We start from the raw sequence: 25276 nt of genomic DNA, 5'->3' as shown, positions 1-25276 counted from the left end.
TCAGATCAGCGCGGCGAGCTCGGGCCAGTGATGGCGCACCGCGGCGGCCTCGTCGCCGTCGGGCGCCATCAGCGAGAAGTCGGCGAAGTCGAAGCCCGGCCCGACCATGCAGGCGACCAGCGTGAAGTCGCCCGCCGAATGGCTTTCGATCGGCCGCGCGGCCTGCCACTGGCCCGCGGGCACCACGTGCTGCGGCCGCGTGCCGTGCACGTCGACCGGCCCGAGCCGCACATGCGCCGGCGCGGTGCGCAGCGCGGCATCGCAGGTCCACAGTGCCAGCGGCACGCCTTCGAGATGCACCCAGACCTCGTCGGACAGCACCCGGTGCCAGCGCGAATGCTGGCCGGCTTCGAGCAGGAAGTAGATGCTGGTGAGCGCGCTGCGGGCCGCGCGCTCGTCGGCGGGATGCACCTGCACCGCGGAGCGGAACACCTCGCGGTACCAGCCGCCCTCGGGATGCGGCTGCAGCCCCAGCGTGTCGATGAGTTGGGTGGCGCGCTGGGTCATGGGCGGGTCCTCGTTCAGGGTGTGGCGGGAAAGTGCCAGCCGGCCAGGTGCTTCAGGTCGCTGGCCTGGCCGCCGGGAATGCGCTCCGGCAGGGGCTGGGCATGCGATGGCGCCGGCACGCCGACCGCGATCCGCGTCACGCCGGTGGTCTTGCCGAGCCCGGCGACCCAACTCTGCCAACGCTCGCCGTTGCGGCGGTCGCGAAAGCCGATGCCGGCGATCTGCTCGGCGGTGGGCGGCGTGGGCGAGAGCAGGTCCAGGTATTCCACGCGGCCACGCACGATGCCGCGATGATCGGCCTTCACTTCGTGGCAGTAGGCGGCGGTCCACAGGTCTTCGCGCAGCCGCACGGCATGCACGTCGCCCGCGGCCGGCGGCCCGGGGATCGACTTGGCGCGCGCGCCGGCGGCGGGCTTGCGCCGAACCGGCTCGGCGACCTCGGCGGGCGGTTCCTGCCTGGGACGTTTCAGATGGCCGAACAGCCGCGCCACCAGTTGCTCGTCGAGGCCATCGGCCGCGCGCCACCAGCCCAGCGGGGCCGGTGCCTCGACCTTGGTGGAAGGGCGCTGGTCGCGTTCGACCGCGGTGGTCCAGCGCGTGAAGAGGCCCGGATGCTCGGGCGTCTGCATGACGCCGAGCGTGGCCAGCGCCTCGAGCACCGTCTCGCAGCGGTAGGGATTGTTCACGCGCAGCAGCTTCGCATCCTTGAGCGCCGTGCGTGCCTTGCCGTAGCGCGTGTCGGCCGGCAGGGCGCGCAGCAGGTCGAGCAGGCGATGGAAGACCCAGATATCGCGCGGTGTAGGCCGCGGCCAGCCATCGGCCGGACCTGTGGCCTCCAGCGCGAGCAGGCCTTCGACCGGTCCGCCGGTGCCCCAGCCCGCGCCCTGCAGGTGGCGGAAGTAGGCGCGCAGCGTCGGGTCCGCGCGCTCGCCGCGGTGGAAGCAGACGCGGCAGCTTCCGCCGCCCATGGCCGCCATCGGATGCGTCGGCATCGCGAGGCCGAGGGCAGTGGCGGGCAGCACCGTGAGCCAGGCCAGGTCGCTCGAGGTCATCGAGGCGACGAAGGCATCGGCCGCGCGGCGCAGGTCCACGCGGGCCGCGGCCTGCCGCAGGCGGTTCACCGCCTCGTCGTGCGGGATCGCGACGAAGCGATTGGGCTCGAGGCCCGCGTCGGCCAACGCCTGCCGCTCGGCCTCGCTGAAGGTGTCGGGAATGCGGTGGCAGTGGTTGCCGTCGGCGTCGAAGTAGCTGTTGCCGTACACGCGGCGCAGCAGGCCGAGCAGCGTGTCGTCGGATGCCGCGGCCGCCATGCGCGTTGTCTCAGGTTGCGCTGTCGCGCAGGGCCTGCAGCAGCTTGTCGTGCACGCCGCCGAAGCCGCCGTTGCTCATGCAGACGATGTGGTCGCCGGGCCGCGCCGCAGTGACCAGTTGGCCCACCAGCGTGCCGATGTCGCCAGCCACCCGGGCACGCTCGCCCATCGGGGCCAGCGCCGCGGCCGCATCCCAGTCGAGCCCGGCCGTGTGGCAGAACGACTGGTCGGCCGATTCGAGGCTCCAGGGCAGTTGCGCGGCCATCACCCCGAGCTTCATCGTGTTGCTGCGCGGCTCGAAGGCCGCGAGGATGCGCTCGCCCCGGTGGCCCGCGGCGTCGAGCTTCTGGCGCAGGCCGTCGAGCGTGGTGCGGATCGCGGTCGGATGGTGGGCGAAGTCGTCGTAGACCGTGATCGCGCCGCCCGCGCGCTCCACCGAGCCGCGCAGTTCCATGCGCCGGCGCACGTTGCGGAAGCTGCCGAGCGCGCGCGCCGCGTCGGCCGGCGCCACGCCCACGTGTTCGGCGGCCGCGATCGCGGCCAGCGCGTTCATCTGGTTGTGCAGGCCCGACAGCGCCCATTCGACGCGGCCGACCTGCTCGCCCTCGTGCAGCACGTCGAAGGCGTCGTGCGTGCCGCGCGCCTGCCACTGCGCGCCCGGGCCTTCGCCGCCGAAGCGCGCGAGTTCGCTCCAGCAGCCCTGGGCCAGCACGCGCTCGAGGCTGGGCTCGGTGGCATTCACCACCAGCCGGCCGGTGGACGGCACGGTGCGCACCAGGTGATGGAACTGCCGCTCGATGGCCGCGAGGTCGTCGAAGATGTCGGCGTGGTCGAACTCGAGGTTGTTGAGGATCGCCGTGCGCGGGCGGTAGTGCACGAACTTGCTGCGCTTGTCGAAGAAGGCGGTGTCGTACTCGTCGGCCTCGATCACGAAGGCGGGTCCGTCGCCGAGCCGGGCCGAGACGCCGAAGTCCAGCGGCACGCCGCCGACCAGGAAGCCCGGCGCCTTGCCCGCGCGCTCGAGCACCCAGGCCAGCATCGAGGTGGTGGTGGTCTTGCCGTGCGTGCCGGCCACCGCCATCACGTGGCGGCCCAGCAGCACGTGCTCGGCCAGCCACTGCGGGCCGCTGGTGTAGGGCTTGCCGGCGTCGAGGATGGCTTCCATCAGCGGAAACTTCGGCGTGCCGTCGGCCAGCCGGGCGCGCGACACCACGTTGCCGACCACGAACACGTCGGGTGCCAGCGCGAGCTGGTCGGCGCCGAATCCCTCGATCAGGTCGATGCCGAGCGCGCGCAGCTGGTCGCTCATCGGCGGGTACACGCCGGCGTCGCAGCCGGTGACCCGGTGGCCTGCCTCGCGCGCCAGGGCGGCCAGACCGCCCATGAACGTGCCGCAGATGCCCAGAACATGAATATGCATGGGGGGCGATTCTAGGGAGGCCGATCCTCCCGGCCCGAGGCCACGGCCTTGGCCGCGGTACTGATGTTCATCGTACGGACCATGCTCTGCGGGCAAAATGCCCCGATGGACACGTCCAAGCGCGAAATCGCCGCCACCGCCGCCCGTCTCGTGGTCGAGGAGGGGCTCGAATACGGCCCGGCCAAGCGCCGGGCGCTGCGTGACCTGGGCCTGTCGGCGCGCACCGCGTTGCCGAACAACGACGATGTCGAGGCCGAGGTCCGCGACTACATCGCGCTGTTCTGCGCCGACACCCAGCCCAAGGAACTCCAGGCGCTGCGCCTGCTGGCGCTCGAGTGGATGGAGCGGATGGCCGTGTTCCGGCCCCATGTGGGCGGCGCCGTCTGGCACGGCACGGCCACCCGGCTGTCAGACATTTATATTCAGTTGTTCTGCGATGATTCGAAGTCGGCCGAGATCGCGCTGATCGACCATCACGTGGATTACGAGCCGCGCATGGTGACCGGCTTCCATGGCGAGCAGGTCGAGGCCTTGAGCGTGCATGCGCCGAGCCGGGCCCTCGGCGAGGAAATCGGCGTGCACCTGCTGGTCTACGACCTCGACGACCTGCGCGGCGCGCTCAAGCCCGACGCCCAGGGCCGTTCGCCGCGCGGCGACCTGGCGGCGCTGCGGCGGCTGATTGAAAGAGAAAAGGACAACGGATGACTTCTTCGACCACACGACGCGGCCTGCTGTACGGCGGCGTGGCGGTGGTGGCCGCCGCGGCCGGCCTCGGTGGTGCCTGGTGGCGCCATCGCGGCAGCGGCGCGGCCGGCGAGACGCTCGGCGCCGATTTCTGGGCCCAGCGCTTCGAGCGGCCCGAGGGCGGCGAGCTCGCCATGACCAGCCTGCGCGGCAAGCCGGTGCTGCTCAACTTCTGGGCCACCTGGTGCCCGCCGTGCGTCGAAGAAATGCCGATGATCGATCGCTTCTTTCGCGATCATGGTGCCAACGGATGGCAAGTCGTCGGCTTGGCGATCGATCAGCCGAGCGCTGTGCGCAAGTTCCTGCAGCGCACGCCGGTCACCTATCCGACCGGATTGGCCGGGCTGCAGGGCACGGAACTGGTCAAGAATCTCGGCAACACCGGCGGCGGCCTGCCGTTCACGCTGGTGCTGAATGCCGACGGTTCGGTGGCGGCCCGTAAAATGGGCAAGCTCGAAGAGGCCGACCTGGAGGGTTGGCGACGTGAACTCGTTCACAGTTAGAATTAGATACACAGGTCGGCGTTAACCGCCGAAAGCCGACAATCAACGATGTTCGGCCTAGTTGTATCCTAATAACCGGAAAACCCGGCACTGGAGTCCCATGGATCTGCGCAAACTCAAGACACTGATCGATCTGGTGTCCGAATCGAATATTTCCGAACTGGAAATCACTGAAACCGAAGGCAAGGTCCGCATCGTCAAGGGCGGCGGTGCCGCCCCCGTTCAGTACGTGCAGACCCTGGCGGCACCGCCCGCCGTGGCAGCAGCTCCCGCCGGCGCAGCGGCACCTGCCGCACCCGTGGCCGAGGCCGCTCCGGCCGGCCACCCGGTGAAGTCCCCGATGGTGGGCACCTTCTACCGCTCGGCCAGCCCGGGCGCTCCGGCCTTCGTCGAGGTCGGCAGCAAGGTCAACGAGGGCGACACGCTCTGCATCATCGAGGCGATGAAGATCCTCAACGAAATCGAGGCCGACAAGGCCGGCACCGTCACCCAGATCCTCGGAGAAAACGGTCAGGCGGTCGAATACGGCCAGCCGCTGTTCATCATCGAGTGACCATGTTCAAGAAGATCCTGGTCGCCAACCGCGGCGAGATCGCTTTGCGCATCCAGCGCGCGTGCAGCGAGCTCGGCATCAAGGCCGTGATGGTCTATTCCGAGGCCGACCGCGAGGCCAAGTACGTCAAGCTGGCCGAGGAAGCCGTCTGCATCGGCCCGGCGCCCTCGTCGCTGAGCTACCTCAACATGCCGGCCATCATCTCGGCGGCCGAAGTGACCGATGCCGAGGCGATCCACCCCGGCTACGGCTTCCTGAGCGAGAACGCCAACTTCGCCGAGCGCGTCGAGCAGAGCGGCTTCCAGTTCATCGGGCCGACGCCCGACAACATCCGCACCATGGGCGACAAGGTCTCGGCCAAGCAGTCCATGATCAAGGCTGGCGTGCCCTGCGTGCCCGGTTCCGACGGCGAGCTCTCCGACGACGCCACGGCCAACAAGCGCATCGCGCGCGCCATCGGCTACCCGGTGATCATCAAGGCCGCGGGCGGCGGCGGTGGCCGCGGCATGCGCGTGGTCCATACCGAGGCCGCGCTGATCAACGCGATCCAGATGACCAAGGCGGAGGCCGCGGCGGCCTTCAACAATCCCTCGGTCTACATGGAGAAGTTCCTCCAGAACCCGCGCCACGTCGAGATCCAGGTGCTGGCCGACAAGCACCGCAACGCGGTCTACCTCGGCGAGCGCGACTGCTCGATGCAGCGCCGCCACCAGAAGGTGATCGAGGAATCGCCCGCGCCGGGCATTCCGCGCAAGCTGATCGAGAAGATCGGCGAGCGCTGCGCGGCCGCCTGCAAGAAGATCGGCTACCGCGGTGCCGGCACCTTCGAGTTCCTCTACGAGAACGGCGAGTTCTACTTCATCGAGATGAACACCCGCGTGCAGGTGGAGCATCCGGTGACCGAGCTCACGACCGGCATCGACATCGTGAAGACGCAGATCATGGTGGCGGCCGGCGAGAAGCTGCCGTTCACGCAGCGCCAGATCCAGATGCACGGCCATGCGATCGAGTGCCGCATCAACGCCGAGGACGCGTGGAAGTTCACGCCGTCGCCGGGCCGCATCACGATGTGGCACCCGCCGGGCGGTCCGGGCGTGCGCGTGGATTCGCATGCGTACACCAACTACTTCGTGCCGCCGAACTACGACTCGATGATCGGCAAGATCATCGTCTTCGGCGACACCCGCGAGCAGGCCATGGCGCGCATGCGCACCGCGCTCAACGAGACCGTGATCGAAGGCATCCAGACCAACATCCCGCTGCACCGCGAGCTGATGGTCGACGCCAAGTTCATGGCCGGCGGCACCAACATCCACTACCTCGAAGAGTGGCTGGCCGCGCACAAGCGCTGAGCCGTCCCTGCCCGCCATGTTCGAACTTCGCCTGCTGGCCCCCGAGGAGCGCATCGAGTCCCTCGGCGATGCGCTCGATGCGCTCGACGCACTGAGCATCTCGGTCGAGGACGCCGACGCGCAGACCGATGCCGAGCAGGCGTTGTTCGGCGAGCCCGGCATGCCGCCGCCCAAGGAGGGCTGGCAGCGCTCGCGCGTGATCGCGCTGTTCGCCACCGAGGAGCTGGCGCGCGACGCGGGCTCGGTGCTCGCGCTGCAGGATTTCTTCGAAGGCTGCACGCTGCTGGGCATCGCCGAGCTGCAGGACCAGGACTGGGTGCGGCTCACGCAGTCGCAGTTCGCGCCGGTCGAGATCACGCCCGAGTTCTGGATCGTGCCGAGCTGGCACGAGGCGCCGGCGCAGGCCACGCAGGTGATCCGGCTCGATCCGGGCCTGGCCTTCGGCACCGGCACCCATCCCACCACGCGCATGTGCCTGCGCTGGATCGCGACCCGCGGCGCGCTCGCGGGCCAGCGCGTGCTCGACTACGGTTGCGGCTCCGGCATCCTGGCCATCGGTGCCGCGAAGTACGGTGCGAGCGAGATCGACGCGGTCGACATCGACGAGGCCGCCGTGAGCTCGACGCGCCTCAATGCCGAGGCCAACGGCGTGACGCTCCACACGGGCCTGCCCGAGGCGGCGCAGGGCCAGTACGGCACGGTGCTCGCGAACATCCTCGCGACCCCGCTCAAGGTGCTCGCGCCGCTGCTGTGCGAGCGCGTGGCGAGCGGTGGCTCGCTGGTGCTCGCCGGCATCCTCGAGCGCCAGGCCGACGAGCTGAAGGAAGCGTACGCGCCCTACGTGGCGCTCGAAGTCAGCGACAGCGAGGACGGCTGGATCCTCATGACGGCACGCCGCTGAACGCGTTCGCGCCGGGGCCGCGGCCCGGCGCAAACGGCGCTGCCGGCACCACGTCGCGCCGAGGGCCCAACCCTACAATCGCCCCCTCATGAGCCTCGTCACGCGTTGCCCCGCTTGCGCCACCACCTTCAAGGTGGTGCGCGACCAGCTCCGGATCTCGGACGGGTGGGTGCGTTGCGGTCGCTGCAGCCATGTGTTCGATGCGACGCTCGATCTGCACGAGACGCCCGATGGGGTGGCTCGACCGGGTGGTGTCGCACCGCCGCAGGAACAGGCGCCATCGGCGCCGGCGGTCGCGCCGAGCGCGGAGCCCGTTGAACCCGAGGCTTCGACGCCGCCAGCGGCCGCGGCCCCTTCCATCGACACCGGCTTCGGATTCGATGCGCGTGCCGACGAGGGCGCAGCGCCGCCGCAAGAGCCGGCCGGCGGATTCGACGGCCTGTCGGCGCCGCCTTCCTTCGCACCGGCTCCGCCGCAGGTCGAGGAGTCCGACTTCCTCGACGACGAAGTCAACGAAGATCCGCCGCCGGCGCAGCCCGAGCCGTCGCCACCGCCCGCGCCACCGCAGTCCCCGGAAGTGCGCGACAGCGCGGACTTCACGCTGCCCGCGCACGGCATCGTCGCCGACGAGCCCTGGTCCGACCTCGAGGCGCGCGAGCCGCCATGGCGGCCGCCGCCGAGTTCGCTGCCGCCGTTTCCCGACATCGACCTCAACCTCGCCGCGCCGCCATCGCCGCCGCCCGCACCGGTGCCGCCGCTGCCCGCGGTGTGGACGCGTCGATCCGATGCGGCCGCGGCGCCGGCAAATGGCAAGCCCGCGGGCTTCGCAACGCTGCGCCGTTCCGGCTCCGACGAAGACAGCGACGAGGACGCCGAGCTCGAGCGCGACGACGCCGATGCGCCCGAGGCGGGCGACGGCAAGGACCAGTTGCAGATGCAGAAGGCGCTGCGCAGGGCGCGCGCCAGGTCGGCCAAGATCGCCGCCAGCGCCAAGGCGCGCGACGAACGCGACGAACGCGACGAACGAGAGGCGCGTGCGAACAGCGAGGACCCCGCGCTGCTGCCTTTCGCCTCCGTGCTCGACGCGGCGGACGAGACCGAGGATCGCGCGGCGCATCGCTTCACCGACGAGGCGGACGAGGACGAGAGCGACGATCGACCGAAGTCCCTCTGGCAGCGCATCGGCACGCGCCGCGGGCTGATCGCGCTCGCGGTGCTCGCGGTCCTGCTGCTCGCCGTGCAGGTCCTGCGGCACGAGCGCGACGGCATCGTCGCGCGCCAGCCTTCGCTGCGCCCCGCACTGGCCGCGCTGTGCCAGGCGACGGGCTGCGAGCTCGCGCCGCTGCGCCGCATCGGCGACATCGTCATCGAGGGCGCGGCCTTCGCGCGCGAGAAGAGCGGCGGCAACGACTACCGGCTCAGCTTCAACCTGCGCAACAACGCCGCGGTGCCGCTCGCGATGCCGTCGATCGAGCTGGTGCTGCTCGACACGCAGGAGCGTGCCGTGGTGCGGCGCGTGCTCTCGCCGTCGGACTATGGCGCGCCTGTGGTGCTCGCGGCGCGCGGCGAACGCGCGGCTTCGCTGCCGATGACGCTGACGGCGTCCGAGGCGGACGCCTTGCCGCCGATCGCGGGCTATCGCGTGGAAGCTTTCTATCCCTAGGCCTGGGGCGAGCCGCCGGTTTCGCCTCCACGCCTTCCTCCCATTTTTCTTTTCCTCACCTCAACGGATCAGCCCATGGCAGCAGTGATTTGCGGTTCCCTCGCCTTCGACACCATCATGACCTTCGAGGGCCGGTTCGCCGACCAGATCCTTCCGGACCAGTTGCACATCCTCAACGTGTCCTTCCTGGTGCCGGGCCTGCGCCGCGACTTCGGCGGCTGCGCCGGCAACATCGCCTACAGCCTCAACGCGCTCGGCGGCACGGCACTGCCGATGGCCACGCTCGGCAGCGATGGCGCCGACTACATCGAGCGCATGCGCTCGCTGGGCATCAGCACGGAGTTCGTGCGCCAGCTCGACGACACCTTCACCGCGCAGGCGATGATCATGAACGACGCCGACAACAACCAGATCACGGCCTTCCATCCGGGCGCGATGCAGCAGGCGCACATCACGAAGGTTGCGGCGCGCGAGGACATCCGGCTCGGCATCGTCGCGCCCGATGGCCGCGAGGCGATGCTGCAGCATGCCGAGCAGTTCGCGGCCGCCGGCATTCCCTTCGTGTTCGATCCGGGCCAGGGCCTGCCGATGTTCGACGGCGAGGCGCTCAAGCATTTCGTCGAGCTCGCGAGCTGGGTGGTGGTCAACGACTACGAAGGCAAGATGCTGTCGCAGCGCACGGGCTGGAGCCTGGCGGAAATCTCGCAGCGCGTGCGCGGCCTCGTGGTCACGCTCGCGGCCGAGGGTTGCGAGGTGTGGACGAACGGAGAGCGCGAGCATGTGCCGGGCGTGGTGCCGACCGCGGTGATCGAGCCCACGGGTTGCGGCGACGCATGGCGCGGTGCGCTGCTGTTCGGTCTGGAAAAGGGCTGGCCGCTCGCGCAGTGCGCGGCACTCGGCAACCAGGTCGGCGCGCTCAAGATCGCGCAGCGCGGCCCGCAGAACTACCAGGTCGATCGCCAGGCACTCGGCCTGGCTTGACGGGCGATGGCGCGGCGGTGGATGCCGCCGCCTCGTCGTTTCGCGATCGTCTTTGCCCAATGAAAAAGCCCGACACCTTGCGGTGCCGGGCTTGATGCCTTTTCAGGGCTGCCGAGAAAACTCAGGGCTTGCTGGCCGTGGGAAACGGCCAAGCTGCCTGGGGATTCAGCGTCGTCTGCGCAGCGGGAGCGGGCGCAGCAGCGGCCTTGGCGGGTGCCTTGGCAGCCTTCTTCGCAGCAGGCTTCTTGGCAGCAGCGGCAGGCTTGGCAGCGGGCTTTTTCGCGGCTTTCTTGGCCGCAGCCTTCTTGGCAGGGGCCTTCTTGGCGGCAGCCTTCTTCGCAGGCGCCTTCTTGGCAGCGGCCTTCTTCGCCGGTGCCTTCTTCGCTGCGGCCTTCTTCGCCGGAGCTGCCTTCTTCGCCGGAGCCTTCTTCGCGACGACCTTCTTCGCGGCTACCTTCTTGGCAGCGACCTTCTTGGCCGGAGCCTTCTTGGCAGCGACCTTCTTGGCCGGAGCCTTCTTGGCGGCGACCTTCTTGGCCGGAGCCTTCTTCGCTACGACCTTCTTGGCCGGAGCCTTCTTCGCTGCGGCTTTCTTAGCCGGTGCTTTCTTTGCAGTTGCCATTTCTGTTTTCTCCTTGATCAAGTTGAAAAAATCAACCTATTGAAGCACTCCGCGCATGTTGGTAGCGCTGGAGTGATTCATGGCGTTGGATTCCGTGCTCCAGCACCATGAACACCTGAGCCCTCATCCATGCCGCGCTCTTCGGCGCAGTCGGTGGCAAGGGCAATTCTTGAATTCATTTATTGTTATCGAAATATTCAATCCCAGGAGAGCGCACCACCCGATTGGTATTCGATCACGCGGGTTTCGAAGAAATTGCGCTCTTTCTTCAGGTCAATCATCTCGCTCATCCACGGGAACGGATTTTCCTCGTTCGGGAAGAGCGTTTCGAGGCCGATCTGCTGCGCGCGCCGATTGGCGATGTAGCGCAGATAGCCCTTGAACATGGAAGCGTTCATGCCGAGCACGCCACGGGGCATGGTGTCTTCGGCGTACTTGTATTCGAGCTCGACGGCGCGCATGAACAGCGCCTTGATTTCGGCCTTGAACTCGGCCGTCCAGAGGCCGGGGTTCTCGAGCTTGAGCTGGTTGATCAGGTCGATGCCGAAGTTGCAGTGCATCGACTCGTCGCGCAGGATGTACTGGTACTGCTCGGCGGCGCCGGTCATCTTGTTCTGGCGGCCCAGCGCGAGGATCTGCGTGAAGCCGACGTAGAAGAAGAGGCCTTCCATCAGGCAGGCGAACACGATCAGCGACTTGAGCAGCGTCTGGTCGGTCTCGTGCGTGCCGGTCTTGAAGTTCGGGTCGCTGATCGCGTCGATGAACGGAATCAGGAACTGGTCCTTCTCGCGGATCGACGGCACCTCGTTGTAGGCGTTGAAGATCTCGCTCTCGTCCAGGCCGAGCGACTCGACGATGTACTGGTAGGCGTGCGTGTGGATCGCTTCCTCGAAGGCCTGGCGCAGCAGGAACTGGCGGCATTCGGGCGCCGTGATGTGGCGATAGGTGCCCAGCACGATGTTGTTGGCGGCCAGCGAGTCGGCGGTGACGAAGAAGCCGAGGTTGCGCTTGACGATGCGGCGCTCGTCTTCGGTCAGGCCGTTCGGGTCTTTCCACAGCGCGATGTCGCGCGTCATGTTCACTTCCTGCGGCATCCAGTGATTGGCGCAGGTGGCGAGGTACTTTTCCCACGCCCACTTGTACTTGAACGGCACCAGCTGGTTGACGTCGGTCTCGCCGTTGATGATGCGCTTGTCGGCGGCCCTGACGCGGCGCGTTTCAGCCGGAGCGCTGGCGCCGCTCGATGCGGGCGCGGCCTGGCGGGCAGGCTGCTGCACGGGTTGCAGCGAAGGTTGTGCCATCGATGAAGCCGACACATCCACCGCACGGCCGGCGGCAGCGCCGGTCGAGGAGTGGTGATGCAAACCTTGTTGCATGTCCTTTGGCAAGGAGGGCTTGACTTCTTCGTCCCAGGTCAACATAGAAAAATCCAATGCTCAAATTATCCGAGCAACGATGTGAGTTGCAAAGTGCTCGTTCACATCGCACTCCATTTATGTGGTTGTTATGTTGCTCGCATGCATCGCGCGATGTCGGTCAACGCCTTCAAGTGGCCTCCGTCATCGCACGACATCGCATGCGCCTCACTCTTCGTAGTGCAGCGCACCGCGCTGTGTTCGCGGTGCGCTGCGTGCATCACTGGCAGGCTTCGCAGGTCGGATCGTCGACACCGCAGAAGGCGATGTCGGTCGCGGGGATCGCGCTCATCTGTGCCTTCGCTGCGGCAGCCGCGGCCTCGAGTGCGCTCATGCCCGACGGTGCGTCGTTGCCCGAGGACACCGCGTTGAGGCGGCCCGACTGCACCGTCGACTTCTCGGCGTGCGTCGCGCTCTGCGTGCGCAGGTAGTAGGTGGTCTTCAGGCCACGCAGCCATGCGAGCTTGTAGGTGTCGTCGAGCTTCTTGCCCGAGGCGCCGGCCATGTAGATGTTCAGCGACTGCGCCTGGTCGATCCACTTCTGGCGGCGCGCGGCGGCTTCCACCAACCACGTCGTCTCGACTTCGAACGCGGTGGCGTAGAGCGCCTTCACGTCCTGCGGCACGCGGTCGATGGGACGCAGCGAACCGTCGAAGTGCTTCAGGTCCATCACCATCACGTCGTCCCACAGGCCCAGGCGCTTGAGGTCGCGCACCAGGTAGTGGTTGATCACGGTGAATTCGCCCGACAGATTCGACTTGACCGAGAGGTTGCCGAAGCAGGGCTCGATCGAGGCGTCCACGCCGATGATGTTCGAGATGGTCGCGGTCGGGGCGATGGCCACGCAGTTCGAATTGCGCATGCCGTCGGCCTTGATCTTGGCGCGCAGCGCGTCCCAGTCGAGGGTCGACGAGCGGTCGACCTCGACGTAGCCGCCGCGTGCCTTCTCGAGCAGGTCGAGCGAGTCGATCGGCAGGATGCCCTTGTCCCACAGCGAGCCCTTGTAGCTCGAGTACTTGCCGCGTTCGCGCGCCAGCTCGGTCGAGGCCCAGTAGGCGTGGTAGCAGATCGCTTCCATCGATTCGTCGGCGAACTGCACGGCTTCCTGCGAGGCGTAAGGAATACGCAGGTCGTACAGCGCGTCCTGGAAGCCCATCAGGCCCAGGCCGACCGGACGGTGGCGCAGGTTCGAGTCGCGCGCCTTCTTCACGGCGTAGTAGTTGATGTCGATCACGTTGTCGAGCATGCGCATCGCAGTCGAGATCGTCTTCTTGAGCTTCTCCTGGTCGACCTTGCCGTCCTTCAGATGCTGCAGCAGGTTGACCGAGCCGAGGTTGCAGACCGCGGTTTCGGTGTCGCTGGTGTTCAGCGTGATCTCGGTGCAGAGGTTCGACGAGTGCACCACGCCGGCGTGTTGCTGCGGCGAGCGCACGTTGCAGGCGTCCTTGAACGTGATCCAGGGATGGCCGGTCTCGAACAGCATCGTGAGCATCTTGCGCCACAGGTCGGTGGCCTGCACGGTGCGGCTTGGCTTGATCTCGCCGCGCGCGGCCTTCTCTTCGTAGGCGACGTAGGCCTTCTCGAAGTCGGCGCCGAACAGGTCGTGCAGGTCGGGCACGTTCGAGGGCGAGAACAGCGTCCACGAACCCTTTTCCATCACGCGGCGCATGAACAGGTCGGGGATCCAGTTGGCGGTGTTCATGTCGTGCGTGCGGCGGCGGTCGTCGCCGGTGTTCTTGCGCAGCTCCAGGAACTCCTCGATGTCGAGGTGCCAGGTTTCGAGGTACGTGCAGACGGCGCCCTTGCGCTTGCCGCCCTGGTTCACGGCCACGGCGGTGTCGTTGACCACCTTGAGGAAGGGCACCACGCCCTGCGATTCGCCGTTCGTGCCCTTGATGTGGCTGCCGAGCGCGCGCACGCGGGTCCAGTCGTTGCCCAGGCCGCCCGCGAACTTCGAGAGCAGCGCGTTTTCCTTGATCGACTCGTAGATGCCGTCGAGGTCGTCGGGCACGGTGGTCAGGTAGCAGCTCGACAGCTGCGAGCGCAGCGTGCCGCTGTTGAACAGCGTCGGCGTGCTCGACATGAAGTCGAAGGACGACAGCACTTCGTAGAACTCGATGGCGCGGGCTTCGCGGTCGATCTCGTTGAGCGCCAGGCCCATCGAGACGCGCATGAAGAAGGCCTGCGGCAGCTCGATGCGGCTCTTGCGCACGTGCAGGAAGTAGCGGTCGTACAGGGTCTGCAGGCCGAGGTAGTCGAACTGGTTGTCGCGCTCGGCCTTCAGCGCCGCGCCCAGGCGGGGCAGGTCGTACTGCAGCAGCTTCTCGTCGAGCAGCTCGTTCTCGACGCCCTTCTTGATGAACGAAGGGAAGTAGTCGGCGTAGGCGGTGGCGCGGTCGGCCGGCATGACTTCGCGGCCGACGATCTCCTTGAAGATCGTGTGCAGCAGCAGGCGCGCGGTGGCGAAGGTGTAGTCGGGATCCTTCTCGATCAGCGTGCGAGCCGCGAGGATCGAGGCCTTGTAGACCTCGTCGAGCGGCACGCCGTCGTACAGGTTGCGCATCGTCTCGGCCACGATCGGCGCGGCCGTGATGCTGTCGCCCAGGCCCTGGCAGGCCGACTCGATCAGGCCCTTGAGTTCGCCGAGGTCGAGCGCGACGCGTTCGCCGCGGTCGAGCACGTGCAGCGCGGGCGCTGCGACCTGCACATCCTGCTCGCCCTGCTTCGCGCGTTCCTGGGTGCGGCGTTCGCGGTAGAGCACGTAGGCACGCGCCACTTCCTGGTGGCCGCCGCGCATCAGGCCCAGTTCGACCTGGTCCTGCACGTCTTCGATGTGGAAGGTGCCGCCGCCCGGACGCGAGCGCACCAGCGCCTTCACGACGGCCTGGGTCAGCGCGTCGACGGTCTCGCGCACGCTGGCCGAGGCCGCGCCCTGGGTGCCATGCACGGCCAGGAAGGCTTTCATCATCGCGATCGCGATCTTGTTCGGCTCGAACGGGACCACGGCGCCGTTGCGGCGGATGATCTGGTAGTGCGCGAGGTTCTGTCCGGTGGGCGAACCGGCGGTGTCGCGGGGGGACTGGGGCGGCGTGGAGGGGATGGCACGCGCGGCGGTAGGTGTATTCAGTGCTGTTTGCATTCGCTTCCTCTCGGTTGGCAATTCTTGTTGGATGAGCGGCGCTGCTGGGGCCGCTTCGTCGGCTCTGAGGCCGGCCGGGACACACTATATCTAGGGTGCGGGGGGTGTACAACCCACTAGATGTAGCGTTTTCCTTCAGGCTTCAAGAGGGAGGAGAAAGCTGTTTCCGCGCTTCGCGGCCATCCATGCCGCATGAACAGTGGATCATCCTCTCGCAACCCACGTTCCATGCGGCTTTCGAGCCGATTTGGGCCTGCAAGGCGCATGGTTGCTACGCATCGCGCTTGCGAATGGAGCGATTGCTGCACTGCGAGCCCAGGGCATCGCACGGCGTGCAGCGATTGAAAAAATTAGCGTTCCACCACCTGCGAGGGAAACATGTGTGGACCCCAGCCGAGATGATCGCGCAGCCGATGCCAGTCGAAGCCGGCGCCGGGATCCTGCTTGCGGCCCGGTGCGATGTGCTCGTGGCCCGCGATGTGCGCAATCGGATAGTGCTGCGCGATCGCCGCGGCGAGGCTCGCGAGCGTCTCGTACTGCGCGTCCTCGAACGGCCCGCCCTCGAGGCCCTCGAGCTCGATGCCGATCGAGTCGTCGTTGCAGTTGTCCCGGCCGCGCCACGACGACACGCCCGCATGCCACGCGCGATCGTCGCCGCTCACGAACTGCCAGAGTTCTCCGTTGCGGCGCACGTAGAAATGCGAGGACACCTCGAGCCCACGAATGCTTTCGAAGTAAGGATGCGCGTCCCAGTCGAGCTGGTTGGTGAAGAGCCGTTGCACCGCGTCGCCGCCGTACTCGCCGGGCGGCAGGCTGATCGAGTGCAGCACGACGAGGTCGATGCGCTCGCGTGCCGGCGCGGGGCGCGGTCCGAAGTTGGGCGAGGGCAGCGCCTTCGCGAAGCGGTACCAGCCGTCGCGCCAGAGCGCATCGCCCGCGGAGGCGCGCAGGCCGTCTTCAGTCGTCGACATGGCTGCTCGCGCCATCGTCGCCGTTGGGCGTGTTGATGCCCAGGCGCGCGATGCGGTAGCGGATCTGGCGCAGGCTCATGCCCAGGCGCGCGGCGGCGGCCGTGCGGTTGAAGCCGCTCTCGTGCAGCGCGCGCACGAGGATCTCGCGCTCCTGCTGATCGAGGTAGGCCTGCAGGTCGGAGGGCAGCGGCGTGGGCACCACGGGGCGCGGCGCGGGCGGCGGCGCGGCCACGACGGGCTTCGTGTCGAAAGCCTCGGGCTGCGCGAGCGGCGCCGGCGTCGTCGCGGCGCTCGCGGCTTGTGGCGCGGCAGGTCCGGGCGCGGCCGTCATCCAGCCGCCGCCCGCGCCATCCATCAGGTCGAGCTGCAGTTCGTCGCCGTCGTAGAGCGCGACCGCGCGGTGCAGCAGGTTCTCGAGCTCGCGCACGTTGCCGTGCAGCGGATGCTGCGCGAGCTGCCGCAGCAGCGCGTCCGACAGGCGCGGCGCGGGCAGTCCGCCGTCCTGCGCGATGCGCGCGAGCAGCGCGACGCACAGCGCGGGCAGGTCCTCGCGGCGCTCGCGCAGCGCGGGCACCGCGATCTCGATCACGTTGAGCCGATAGAACAGGTCCTGCCGGAAGCGGCCGGCCTGCACCTCGGCGTGCAGGTCCTTGTGGGTGGCACTCACGATGCGCACGTCGACCGCGTCTTCCTGCGTGGAGCCGATCGGCCGCACGCTGCGTTCCTGGATCGCGCGCAGCAGCTTGGACTGCATCGCCAGCGGCAGGTCGCCGATCTCGTCGAGGAACAGCGTGCCGCCGCGCGCGGCCTGGAAGTAGCCGTCGCGGTCCTGCGCCGAGCCGGTGTACGAACCCTTGCGCGCGCCGAAGAATTCGGCCTCGAGCAGGTTCTCGGGAATCGCGCCGCAGTTCACCGCGACGAAGGGACCGTCGCTGCGCTGGCTGCAGGCATGGACCGCGCGCGCCACCAGCTCCTTGCCGGTGCCCGATTCGCCGCGCACCAGCACCGGCGCCATGCCGCGCGCCACCTTGGCGATGCGCGACTTCACGAGCCGCATCGGCTCCGAATCGCCGACCAGCCGCTCGAGCGCGGAAGCGCCTGCGCTGCCCGCGGCGGCCAGCGCCGACGTGCCGTCGCTCGCATCGGCGGCCTTGGCCGGGCGCGCCGCGGCCTGCGCGACCGGTGGCGGCTGCTGCGCCTGCACCGCGGAGGCGACGACCGCGCGGAACTGCTTCAGGTCGACCGGCTTGGTGAGGTAGTCGAAGGCGCCGGCCTTCAGCGCCTCGACCGCGTTCTCGGCCGAGCCGTAGGCGGTCATCACCACGCAGCGCTCGCTGCGCTGGTTCTTCTGGATGCGCTGGATGATCTCCATGCCCTGGCCGTCGGGCAGCCGCATGTCGGTGATCACGGCGTCGAAGCGCGTGGCCTCGAGGTGCTGCCAGGCTTCGGAGACGCTGCCCGCGGCCTCGACCCGGTAGCCTTCGCGCAGCAGCGTGAGTTCGTAGAGCGTGCGAAGGTCGGGTTCGTCGTCGATGACGAGGATCTGCGCGGGACGCTGGGAGGGCGGATGGGAGCTGCTCACGCCGCTATTGTGTCAGCCGGTTTTCGCTCGCGGCGAAGCCGACGAAGAATTCGTTGCCCTCGGGCGCTTCGCCCGCCAGCGCGCGCCGCTCGTAGCCGATGGCCGCGCCGTGGCGCCGGCACAGCTCGCGGCACAGGAACAGGCCCAGTCCGCTCGAGCGGCTCTCCGACGAGAAGAAGGGTTCGAACAGGTGGCGCTGCACCGCCGGTTCGAGCGGTGCGCCGTCGCTCCAGACCTGCAGGGTCGGCCGGCCCGGGCTGCCCGCGCGCTGCAGCGTGGTCACGACCTGGATCGCGCCCTCGCGCAGGCTCGCGTAGCGCGCCGCGTTGTCGAGGAGGTTCACCAGCAGGCGGCGCAGGTGCTCGACGTCGAAGCGCACCTCCACGCCCGGCGCGTCGAGCACCACGGTCACGCCCTTGCGCTGGGTCTGGCGCATCCATTCCTCGGTCAGTGCCTGCACGGTGGGGTCGAGCACCACCTGCTCGCCGAGCGACAGCACGCGCTGCTGGCGCGCGCGCGAGACGTCGAGCACGTCGTCCACGATGCGTGCCAGGCGCTGCGCGTTGTGCTGCACCATGTGCGTGAGCTGGCGGTGCGCGGGATCGGTCAGGTCCTCGTTGAGCAGCGCGCTGGCCTGCGTGATGGCGGCCAGCGGGTTGCGGATCTCGTGCGCGACCGCGGCCGACATGCGGCCCATGGCGGCCAGCTTCTCGGTGCGGATGCGGGCCTCGAGCTCGCGCAGGTCCTGCAGGAACATCACGCACAGGCTGCCCATGCGCTGGTCGCTCGAGGGCGTGAGGCGGGTGCGCACGCGCACCTCGCGCGCCGCGCCGCGCGCCTGCGCGACCGGGATCTCCTCGGACTGCGATTCGCGGCGCGCATAGGTCTGGCGCGCCAGCGCGGCCAGCGCATGCCAGGCCGGCTGGGCATGCAGCGGAAAGGGCAGCCGCAACTGGCCCAGGCCCTGGCCCAGGATCGCGTCGGCCGCCGGGTTGGCCGCATGCACCAGGCCTTCGGCGTCGATCACCAGCACGCCTTCGCTCAGCGTCTCGATCACCAGGTCGTTGACCTGCGCCTGCATCTGCGCGCTGCTGCGGTTGTGCTGCGACACCGCCTCTTCGCGCGCCAGCCGGCGCGCGAGCTCGTGCGCCAGCAGCGCCACCACGAACAGCCCGGTGCCCGTGAGCGCCGCCTGCACGAAGCGCGCGGGCGAGTCGCCGGGCTGCTGCACCCAGTGCCAGGCGGCGTCGGCCAGCAGCAGCAGCGTGACGGTGGCGGTGGTGCCCATGCTCACCATCACCGTGCCGAGCACCGCGCTCATGAGCACCGGCAACGCGAACAGCGGCGTGTAGTTGATGTTGCCGCCCTGCGTGACCTGCAGCGCCGCGAAGACCGCGAGGTCGACGCCGGTGCTCAGCATCCAGGTGGCGCCGAAGCCGCGCATCGGCGGCTCGAAATGCACGTAGCGCGCGCCCAGCGCGGCGGCCGCGAGGTAGCTCGCCGACAGCACCACCGCCACCGGCTGCATGGTCTGGCCGAGCGCGAAGCTCACGCCCTGCAGCAGCACCAGCACCAGCGCGACGAAGCAGCGCGCGCCCATGAAGCCGCGCCACAGCCGCAGCAGCGCGGCGCTCTCGCGCGCGCCGGGCTCCAGCACGTCCCAGTCGGTGACCGGTTCGCCACTGGCCCAGAGGGAGGAACTGCTGCCCATCGCTGCGACGAAGCCGGCTCGGCGCCGTTCAGGCGCGCTCGGCGACCTGCCGGTGCGCGGCGCTGCAGTAGGGGGTGCCGTCGGTACCGCGCACCGCGTCGCTCGCGGGCAGGTGCAGGCCGCAGTGGGCGCAGCGCACCATCGCCTGCGGCGCGCCCACCGCGGGCGGCGCGGCGGGACGCGGCGTGCGGGCGGCGCGCTCCTGCATTTCTTCGCGGCGGTTCTTGCGCCAGAGCCAGATCGCGACCCAGACCACCGCGAGGACGAGAAGGTATTTCATGAGGTGTCTTCAGGCCGGCGGACGCGCCAGCACCACTTCGAGCACGAAGCGCGAGCCCACGTAGGCCAGCAGCAGCAGCGCCGAGCCCGCGTAGAGCACGCGCCGCGCGGTGCGCCCGCGCCAGCCGAAGCGCGCGCGGCCGATCAGCAGCACCGCGAAGCTGATCCAGGCCAGCACCGAGAAGGCCGACTTGTGGTCCCACTTCCAGGCCCGGCCCGCGGCGCCGTAGAGCTGCTCGCTGAACAGCAGCCCGGCCAGCAGCGTGGCCGACAGCAGCACGAAGCCGGCCGTCACGAAGCGGAAGGTGAGGCGTTCGAGCGTCAGCAGCGGCACGCCGCCCTGCGGCTCGGTGGCCAGGCGGATCTGCTTCTCGGCGCGGGTCGTGAGCCAGGCGTGCACCACCGCGGCGGCGAACAGGCCGTACGAGGCGATGCCCAGCGCCAGGTGCAGCGGCAGCCAGGGCGAGGCCGACACATGCAGCGGCGTGCCGGGAAAGAGGATCGCGAGCAGCACCGCCGCCGCGCCGAGCCAGGCCAGCGCGCGGCGCACCTGCAGCTGCGGGTACATGCGGCTTTCGACCGCGTAGACGGTGAGCACCAGCCAGGCCGTGACCGACAGGGCGGGCGCGAAGCCGAAGCGGGGTTCGTGGCCGACCAGGCCATGGCCGAGCACCGCGGCATGCAGCAGCCAGGCCAGGCCGAGCGCCCACTGGGTGGCCTGCCGGCTCAGCCGGGCGCCTGCGGCGGCGGCAAAACCGTAGGCGGCCGCGGCGGCGATGCCCAGCGCCACGCCGAGTGGGGAGGGGATCGCTAAAATCATCGATCGGAGTTTAGCCGCTCACCCTTGCATTTCCGGGTGCCGCGCGCCAGCTTCCCTCCTACCCGTCTCCCGCGACTTCTCCCATCCGTCCCGCCGCAGCGGGGCAGCAAGCAAGGCATCCCCTCCATGGCCAGCGCTCTCACCGAAAAATTCTCCCGCCTCGTCAAGACGATGAGCGGCCAGGCGCGCATCACCGAAAGCAACGTGCAGGACATGCTGCGCGAAGTGCGCATGGCGCTGCTCGAAGCCGACGTGGCGCTGCCCGTGGTGCGCGACTTCGTCGCCCGCGTGAAGGAAAAGGCGCTCGGCCAGGAAGTGCTGGGCTCGCTCAAGCCGGGCCAGGCGCTGGTGGGCATCGTCAACCGCGAGCTCGCCGCCACCATGGGCGAGGGCGTCTCCGACATCAACCTCGCGGCCCAGCCGCCGGCGGTGATCCTCATGGCCGGCCTGCAGGGCGCCGGCAAGACCACCACCACCGCCAAGCTCGCCAAGCACCTGATCGAGAAGCGCAAGAAGAAGGTGCTCACGGTCTCGGGCGACGTCTACCGGCCCGCCGCCATCGAGCAGCTCAAGACCGTCACCAAGCAGGCCGGCGCCGAATGGTTCCCGAGCACGCCCGACCAGAAGCCGCTGGACATCGCGCGCGCCGCGCTCGACCACGCCAAGCGCCACTTTTTCGACGTGCTGCTGGTCGACACGGCCGGCCGGCTCGCGATCGACGAGGTGCTGATGGCCGAGATCCAGCAGCTGCACGGCGCGCTGAACCCGGTCGAGACCCTGTTCGTGGTCGACGCCATGCAGGGCCAGGACGCGATCAACACGGCGCGTGCCTTCAAGGAGGCACTGCCGCTCACCGGCATCATCCTGACCAAGACCGACGGCGATTCGCGCGGCGGCGCGGCGCTGTCGGTGCGCCAGGTCACGGGCGTGCCGATCAAGTTCGCGGGCGTGAGCGAGAAGATCGACGGCCTCGAGGTGTTCGACGCCGAGCGCCATGCGGGCCGCATCCTGGGCATGGGCGACATCGTCGCGCTGGTCGAGCAGGTCACGGCCGGCGTCGACGTGGCGGCGGCGCAGAAGCTCGCGGCCAAGGTCAAGAGCGGCGCGGGCTTCGACCTCAACGACTTCCTCGGCCAGCTGCAGCAGATGAAGCAGATGGGCGGCCTCTCGAGCTTGATGGACAAGCTGCCCACGCAGATGGCCGCCAAGGCCAGCGAGGCCGACATGACGCGCGCCGAGCGCGACATCCGCCGCAAGGAAGGGATCATCCAGAGCATGACGCCGCTGGAGCGCCGCAAGCCCGAGCTGCTCAAGGCCACGCGCAAGCGCCGCATCGCGGCCGGCGCGGGCGTGCAGGTTCAGGAAGTGAACCGCCTGCTCAACGAGTTCGAGCAGATGCAGGGGATGATGAAGAAGATGAAGGGCGGCGGCCTCATGAAGATGATGAAGAAGATGGGCGGCATGAAGGGCATGGGCGGGATGGGGGGGCCCGGCGGGCCGAAGCTGCCGTTCTGAGCCATATATAGAGCGAGATGAAAGAAGCCCGCCGAGGCATTGCCCGGCGGGCTTCTTCGTTGGCGGTCATGCGTGCGCGCCGAAGACCGTGGCGCAGGCAGGAGGAATGGTCGCGCACGTGGCGCTTCGGAAGCAACGACGACATGCATAATCCCGCCCGATTTCCCGGGAGGAAGAATGCTGAAAACGAAGAGATGCTGGGTGCCAGTCCTCGTGATGGCCGGTTTGCTCGCCGGGTGCGTCAGCGCGCCCCCATTGAGCCGTACGCAATTGAACGCGGTCCAGCGCGGCGATACCTTGGCGGCCGTACGTCAGAACATCAAGCCTGAATCCGTGAACCTGGAGTACCGGTTCTCTGCCAATGATCGCGATTACCTTGCGCAACACTACCGGGTGGAGACTGGCATCACCGAGAGCACGACCGTGGTCTGTACTCCAGGCTGTTTCCCGGTTCCCATCATCATCCCCATCTTTACGCCATACGTCATCGTTTACGAAGCCGATCCTCCGCAACGCGTCCTGTCCTACGGAACCATCGAGGAGTTGAGCAAGAACCCGGACGATGCCGTCAGCAGTGTGATGCCCTCCTTGAAGCTGGCGATGGAAAAGGCGAGTGCGGCAAAGAACGCAGGGGGGAAGTAGCAAATGCAATCCGCACGAAAACTCAGCCAGGGCGCCTTGCTTGCCATCCTGCTGCTCACGGGTTGCGCGGGGCCGTCGATCGGCTACCTTCAACTGCAGGTATTGAGCAAGGGAATGGGGAGTGCCGAAGTCTCCGCAGCCTTGAAGCAGGGGCCGTTAGAGCAGACGGAGGTTCGATCCGGAGGGCGGACGTTCAGCTTTCAGCGCTACTTCATGACCAGTTCCGTGGCGACAGATCCCTATTTCCTGGCTTACGAAAACGACAAGCTCGGTTACTGGGGTACCGTGAGTGAATTCAGGCGGCACCCCGATACGGTGCTGACGGATGCGTTCAACCAAGCCTTCGCCATACTCTCGGCACCGAAGAAATAAGGCCCGCAAAAAAGCCGGCGCAGTGGCCGGCTTTTTCGTTGGTGCGGTGTCAGCGCGTCAGGCCGTGGCCAGCGCCGCGGGACGCGACAGGCGCAGCGCATGCATCCAGGCGCGGCGCAGCACGGCCGGCGAACGCGATTCCTCGGGAATCAGCAGGAAGCCGCGGTCGCGCAGCGTGGTGCCCAGCGCGATCTGGCTGGTCAGCACGGTCAGCGGGATCGCCAGCAGCAGCGGCAGGCCGACCGGCATGAGCCACATCAGGGCGCTCGGGTCGATCATCGCGACGCCGACGGCCAGCAGTGCGATCACCAGCGTCATGGGGGCCAGCTGCGAGGCAGCGACCTTCCACGGCACGGCGGCGGCTTCACGCGGGGGCGACTTCCAGTCGAGCTTGATGCCGGTGAGGGCGACCAGCACGAACAGCGAGTGGGCCAGCATGCGCACCGGTGCCTGCACGATCGCGAGACCGCTTTCCATCACCGAGCTCTTGATCAGGCCCCACAGGCCGCCGAACTGGCGTTGCTCGCCGCGCATCAGCACGGCAACGATGCCGAGCACGCGGGGCAGGAACAGCAGGCACAGGGTCCAGATCCAGAGGCCGGCGAGTTCGGTCGGCAGCACGCTCCAGCTCGAGATCAGGCTCGAACCGCTGAGCCACAGCGCGGTGCCCAGCGTCAGGAACGCGAGCCACAGCGGAGCGGAAACGTAGGCCATGGTGCCGGTCACGAACATCGCGCGGTGCACCGAGTGGATGCCGGGCTCGGCCATCAGGCGGGCGTTCTGCAGGTTGCCCTGGCACCAGCGGCGGTCGCGCTGCAGTTCGGCCAGCAGGTCCGGCGGTTGCTGTTCGTAGCTGCCGACCAGGTCGGACACCAGCCACACGTTGTAGCCGGCGCGGCGCATCAGCGCGGCTTCGACGAAGTCGTGCGACATGATGCCGCCCGACATGCCGCCGGTGCCCTTGATCGGGGCCAGCGCGCAGTGCTTCATGAAGGGTTCGACGCGGATGATCGCGTTGTGGCCCCAGTAGTGCGATTCGCCCAGTTGCCAGAACTGCATGCCCAGCGTGAACAGGCGGCCCGTCACGCGGGAAGCGAATTGTTGGGCGCGGGCATGCAGCGTCACGTGGCCGATGGCCTGGGTGGCGGTCTGGATGATGCCGGCGCTCGGGTTGGCTTCCATCAGCTTGACCATCGAGGTCAGGCAGTCGCCGCTCATCACGGAGTCGGCGTCGAGCACGACCATGTAGCGGTAGTCCTTGCCCCAGCGGCGGCAGAAGTCGGCCACGTTGCCGGCCTTGCGGTGCGTGCGGCGGGTGCGCAGGCGGTAGTAGACCTCGACCTGCGGCTGGTTCGGGCTGTCGGCCAGCGCGGCGCGCAGGTCTTCCCAGGCGGCGCGCTCGGCGGCGGCGGTCTCGGGGTTGTAGCTGTCGGACAGCACGAACACGTCGAACTGCTTGGCGTGGCCGGTGGCCGCGACCGATTCGCAGGTGGCGCGCAGGCCGGCGAACACGGTGGCCACGTCCTCGTTGCAGATCGGCATGATGATCGCGGTGCGGGCCTCGGGGTTCATCGGGTGGTTGGCCACCTGCTTGACCGAGAGCGCGTGCTTGTCGCCGCGCACCGAGACGTAGAAGCCCATGAGGGCGGTCACGAAGCCGGTCACGACCCAGCCCGAGAGCAGGCCGTAGAGGCCGATCTGGCCGTATTCGAGCCAGACGTTGTCGTAGTCGGGCTGCACGCCCGCGAACAGCGTGGAAGCGACCACGGTGCTCAGCACGGTCAGCAGCATGAAGGCCAGGCGGCGCTGCGAGGCGGCGCGTTGCCACGGCTGCTTGGCTTCGGCCGGGGCGCTTTCGCGCTTGCCGCCGGCACCCAGACGGACCAGCAGGGCGGTGCCGATGCTGTTCCAGAAGCCGCGCCAGGGGCGGGGCGTCATCGAGCCGCGGTTGACCGGAGGCGCGGTGACGGCGTTGGGATGGCGTTCCTCACGCACCGGGCTGCGGCGCGAGAAGTCGGAATCGGCCAGGACATTGAGTTGGGAGAAGTCGTTCGGCTTCATGGTGTTTACCAACGTTGCTTGTCGAGGGAGGAGGAGGTGTCGCCAATGGCCGGAAAGCGCTTGAAGACGCAATCCGTCGCGACGCCGCCGGCGCTGGCGAGCGCGGCTGGCGAATGGCCCGCGGCACGGGGCCGCGAGGCGGAAAACTGCTTTTGACGCAGGCCGTCGCGCTGCGGACGCAGTGCGAAAGATGGGCTGTTGAATGCTGTCATG

At 68.5% G+C, this 25276-nt stretch carries 23 protein-coding genes; 10 read left to right on the top strand and 13 right to left on the bottom strand.

Going from position 1 to position 25276, the window contains the following annotated elements:
• Genes AC07RV_RS22315 through mpl form a run of 3 tightly spaced genes read right to left on the bottom strand, consistent with a single transcriptional unit; the run spans position 1 to position 3237 of the window.
• The gene (locus AC07RV_RS22315; protein WP_296780798.1) at positions 1–507 is read right to left on the bottom strand and encodes a cupin domain-containing protein; all 507 of its coding nucleotides are present in this window, start codon (positions 505–507) and stop codon (positions 1–3) included.
• Between the two features lie 14 nt (positions 508–521).
• Entirely contained in the window at positions 522–1817 is a 1296-nt protein-coding gene (locus tag AC07RV_RS22310) for a hypothetical protein (protein ID WP_296780794.1), read from the bottom strand.
• Positions 1818–1827: 10 nt separating this feature from the next.
• Complete coding sequence (gene mpl / locus AC07RV_RS22305) at positions 1828–3237, bottom strand: UDP-N-acetylmuramate:L-alanyl-gamma-D-glutamyl-meso-diaminopimelate ligase (RefSeq protein ID WP_296780792.1); 1410 nt, start codon at positions 3235–3237, stop codon at positions 1828–1830.
• A gap of 105 nt (positions 3238–3342) precedes the next feature.
• On the opposite strand from mpl, the gene AC07RV_RS22300 reads away from it, so the two are divergent.
• From AC07RV_RS22300 to AC07RV_RS22270, 7 genes are all read left to right on the top strand, one after another.
• A complete protein-coding gene (locus AC07RV_RS22300; RefSeq protein ID WP_208513493.1) occupies positions 3343–3942 on the top strand; it encodes a hypothetical protein in 600 nt (199 codons plus the stop codon).
• On the top strand, positions 3939–4484 hold the full coding sequence (locus tag AC07RV_RS22295; protein ID WP_093353434.1) for a TlpA family protein disulfide reductase: 546 nt from the start codon (positions 3939–3941) through the stop codon (positions 4482–4484). The genes AC07RV_RS22300 and AC07RV_RS22295 overlap by 4 nt, the downstream gene beginning before the upstream one ends.
• A gap of 100 nt (positions 4485–4584) precedes the next feature.
• Positions 4585–5037 (top strand): acetyl-CoA carboxylase biotin carboxyl carrier protein, encoded by a 453-nt coding sequence (gene accB / locus AC07RV_RS22290; RefSeq protein ID WP_208513492.1) that lies wholly within the window; start codon positions 4585–4587, stop codon positions 5035–5037.
• A gap of 2 nt (positions 5038–5039) precedes the next feature.
• Positions 5040–6389: an acetyl-CoA carboxylase biotin carboxylase subunit gene (gene accC / locus AC07RV_RS22285; RefSeq protein ID WP_093353440.1), complete on the top strand. Its 1350-nt coding sequence runs from the start codon at positions 5040–5042 to the stop codon at positions 6387–6389.
• Between the two features lie 16 nt (positions 6390–6405).
• Positions 6406–7290 carry a 50S ribosomal protein L11 methyltransferase gene (gene prmA, locus AC07RV_RS22280; protein WP_093353442.1) on the top strand — a complete coding sequence of 295 codons (885 nt, stop codon included), beginning with the start codon at positions 6406–6408 and terminating at the stop codon, positions 7288–7290.
• An 88-nt stretch (positions 7291–7378) separates the two neighbouring features.
• A complete protein-coding gene (locus AC07RV_RS22275; protein ID WP_296780785.1) occupies positions 7379–8953 on the top strand; it encodes a zinc-ribbon and DUF3426 domain-containing protein in 1575 nt (524 codons plus the stop codon).
• A gap of 75 nt (positions 8954–9028) precedes the next feature.
• On the top strand, positions 9029–9934 hold the full coding sequence (locus AC07RV_RS22270; RefSeq protein WP_093353447.1) for a carbohydrate kinase family protein: 906 nt from the start codon (positions 9029–9031) through the stop codon (positions 9932–9934).
• A 121-nt stretch (positions 9935–10055) separates the two neighbouring features.
• On the opposite strand, the gene AC07RV_RS22265 is transcribed toward AC07RV_RS22270, so the two are convergent.
• From AC07RV_RS22265 to AC07RV_RS22230, 8 genes are all read right to left on the bottom strand, one after another.
• On the bottom strand, positions 10056–10556 hold the full coding sequence (locus AC07RV_RS22265) for a histone H1-like DNA-binding protein (protein WP_082321630.1): 501 nt from the start codon (positions 10554–10556) through the stop codon (positions 10056–10058).
• 197 nt (positions 10557–10753) lie between these two features.
• Positions 10754–11977: a ribonucleotide-diphosphate reductase subunit beta gene (locus AC07RV_RS22260; RefSeq protein WP_208513489.1), complete on the bottom strand. Its 1224-nt coding sequence runs from the start codon at positions 11975–11977 to the stop codon at positions 10754–10756.
• Positions 11978–12191: 214 nt separating this feature from the next.
• On the bottom strand, positions 12192–15110 hold the full coding sequence (locus tag AC07RV_RS22255; protein WP_093353452.1) for a ribonucleoside-diphosphate reductase subunit alpha: 2919 nt from the start codon (positions 15108–15110) through the stop codon (positions 12192–12194).
• 350 nt (positions 15111–15460) lie between these two features.
• Positions 15461–16081 carry a 1,6-anhydro-N-acetylmuramyl-L-alanine amidase AmpD gene (gene ampD, locus AC07RV_RS22250; protein WP_296780782.1) on the bottom strand — a complete coding sequence of 207 codons (621 nt, stop codon included), beginning with the start codon at positions 16079–16081 and terminating at the stop codon, positions 15461–15463.
• Positions 16068–17663: a sigma-54-dependent transcriptional regulator gene (locus tag AC07RV_RS22245; RefSeq protein ID WP_296780780.1), complete on the bottom strand. Its 1596-nt coding sequence runs from the start codon at positions 17661–17663 to the stop codon at positions 16068–16070. Before AC07RV_RS22245 ends, ampD begins: the two co-directional genes overlap by 14 nt.
• 4 nt (positions 17664–17667) lie before the next feature.
• The gene (locus AC07RV_RS22240) at positions 17668–19374 is read right to left on the bottom strand and encodes a two-component system sensor histidine kinase NtrB (RefSeq protein WP_093353460.1); all 1707 of its coding nucleotides are present in this window, start codon (positions 19372–19374) and stop codon (positions 17668–17670) included.
• Positions 19375–19402: 28 nt separating this feature from the next.
• Entirely contained in the window at positions 19403–19654 is a 252-nt protein-coding gene (locus tag AC07RV_RS22235) for a PP0621 family protein (RefSeq protein WP_093353463.1), read from the bottom strand.
• A gap of 9 nt (positions 19655–19663) precedes the next feature.
• Entirely contained in the window at positions 19664–20473 is an 810-nt protein-coding gene (locus tag AC07RV_RS22230) for a cytochrome C assembly family protein (protein WP_093353466.1), read from the bottom strand.
• Positions 20474–20599: 126 nt separating this feature from the next.
• On the opposite strand from AC07RV_RS22230, the gene ffh reads away from it, so the two are divergent.
• The 3 genes from ffh (at position 20600) to AC07RV_RS22215 (ending at position 23002) form a co-directional block, all read left to right on the top strand.
• A complete protein-coding gene (gene ffh / locus AC07RV_RS22225; protein ID WP_208508242.1) occupies positions 20600–21988 on the top strand; it encodes a signal recognition particle protein in 1389 nt (462 codons plus the stop codon).
• A 177-nt stretch (positions 21989–22165) separates the two neighbouring features.
• Positions 22166–22630 (top strand): hypothetical protein, encoded by a 465-nt coding sequence (locus tag AC07RV_RS22220; protein ID WP_296780773.1) that lies wholly within the window; start codon positions 22166–22168, stop codon positions 22628–22630.
• A gap of 3 nt (positions 22631–22633) precedes the next feature.
• Positions 22634–23002, top strand: a complete 369-nt coding sequence (locus AC07RV_RS22215) for a hypothetical protein (RefSeq protein WP_296780772.1) — start codon at positions 22634–22636, stop codon at positions 23000–23002.
• 57 nt (positions 23003–23059) lie between these two features.
• Here the strand turns inward: AC07RV_RS22215 and mdoH are convergent, their stop codons facing one another.
• Both mdoH and AC07RV_RS22205 read right to left on the bottom strand, forming a co-directional pair.
• Positions 23060–25063: a glucans biosynthesis glucosyltransferase MdoH gene (gene mdoH / locus AC07RV_RS22210; RefSeq protein WP_296780770.1), complete on the bottom strand. Its 2004-nt coding sequence runs from the start codon at positions 25061–25063 to the stop codon at positions 23060–23062.
• Between the two features lie 5 nt (positions 25064–25068).
• Entirely contained in the window at positions 25069–25275 is a 207-nt protein-coding gene (locus AC07RV_RS22205; protein ID WP_057591126.1) for a hypothetical protein, read from the bottom strand.
• Position 25276 lies beyond the last annotated feature (1 nt).

The sequence above is a fragment of the Variovorax sp. GW821-FHT09B01 genome (assembly GCF_059418345.1).
This window is presented reverse-complemented; position numbering and strand designations above follow the sequence as displayed.

Coding starts and splice junctions, on each gene's coding strand:
- AC07RV_RS22235 (WP_093353463.1), bottom strand. CDS start 19,654: ATGAAATACCTTCTCGTCCTCGCGGTGGTCTGGGTCGCGATCTGGCTC.
- AC07RV_RS22295 (WP_093353434.1), top strand. CDS start 3,939: ATGACTTCTTCGACCACACGACGCGGCCTGCTGTACGGCGGCGTGGCG.
- AC07RV_RS22255 (WP_093353452.1), bottom strand. CDS start 15,110: ATGCAAACAGCACTGAATACACCTACCGCCGCGCGTGCCATCCCCTCC.
- ampD (WP_296780782.1), bottom strand. CDS start 16,081: ATGTCGACGACTGAAGACGGCCTGCGCGCCTCCGCGGGCGATGCGCTC.
- AC07RV_RS22220 (WP_296780773.1), top strand. CDS start 22,166: ATGCTGAAAACGAAGAGATGCTGGGTGCCAGTCCTCGTGATGGCCGGT.
- AC07RV_RS22265 (WP_082321630.1), bottom strand. CDS start 10,556: ATGGCAACTGCAAAGAAAGCACCGGCTAAGAAAGCCGCAGCGAAGAAG.
- prmA (WP_093353442.1), top strand. CDS start 6,406: ATGTTCGAACTTCGCCTGCTGGCCCCCGAGGAGCGCATCGAGTCCCTC.
- mpl (WP_296780792.1), bottom strand. CDS start 3,237: ATGCATATTCATGTTCTGGGCATCTGCGGCACGTTCATGGGCGGTCTG.
- AC07RV_RS22300 (WP_208513493.1), top strand. CDS start 3,343: ATGGACACGTCCAAGCGCGAAATCGCCGCCACCGCCGCCCGTCTCGTG.
- accC (WP_093353440.1), top strand. CDS start 5,040: ATGTTCAAGAAGATCCTGGTCGCCAACCGCGGCGAGATCGCTTTGCGC.
- mdoH (WP_296780770.1), bottom strand. CDS start 25,063: ATGAAGCCGAACGACTTCTCCCAACTCAATGTCCTGGCCGATTCCGAC.
- AC07RV_RS22230 (WP_093353466.1), bottom strand. CDS start 20,473: ATGATTTTAGCGATCCCCTCCCCACTCGGCGTGGCGCTGGGCATCGCC.
- AC07RV_RS22310 (WP_296780794.1), bottom strand. CDS start 1,817: ATGGCGGCCGCGGCATCCGACGACACGCTGCTCGGCCTGCTGCGCCGC.
- ffh (WP_208508242.1), top strand. CDS start 20,600: ATGGCCAGCGCTCTCACCGAAAAATTCTCCCGCCTCGTCAAGACGATG.
- AC07RV_RS22275 (WP_296780785.1), top strand. CDS start 7,379: ATGAGCCTCGTCACGCGTTGCCCCGCTTGCGCCACCACCTTCAAGGTG.
- AC07RV_RS22260 (WP_208513489.1), bottom strand. CDS start 11,977: ATGTTGACCTGGGACGAAGAAGTCAAGCCCTCCTTGCCAAAGGACATG.
- accB (WP_208513492.1), top strand. CDS start 4,585: ATGGATCTGCGCAAACTCAAGACACTGATCGATCTGGTGTCCGAATCG.
- AC07RV_RS22315 (WP_296780798.1), bottom strand. CDS start 507: ATGACCCAGCGCGCCACCCAACTCATCGACACGCTGGGGCTGCAGCCG.
- AC07RV_RS22215 (WP_296780772.1), top strand. CDS start 22,634: ATGCAATCCGCACGAAAACTCAGCCAGGGCGCCTTGCTTGCCATCCTG.
- AC07RV_RS22270 (WP_093353447.1), top strand. CDS start 9,029: ATGGCAGCAGTGATTTGCGGTTCCCTCGCCTTCGACACCATCATGACC.
- AC07RV_RS22205 (WP_057591126.1), bottom strand. CDS start 25,275: ATGACAGCATTCAACAGCCCATCTTTCGCACTGCGTCCGCAGCGCGAC.
- AC07RV_RS22240 (WP_093353460.1), bottom strand. CDS start 19,374: ATGGGCAGCAGTTCCTCCCTCTGGGCCAGTGGCGAACCGGTCACCGAC.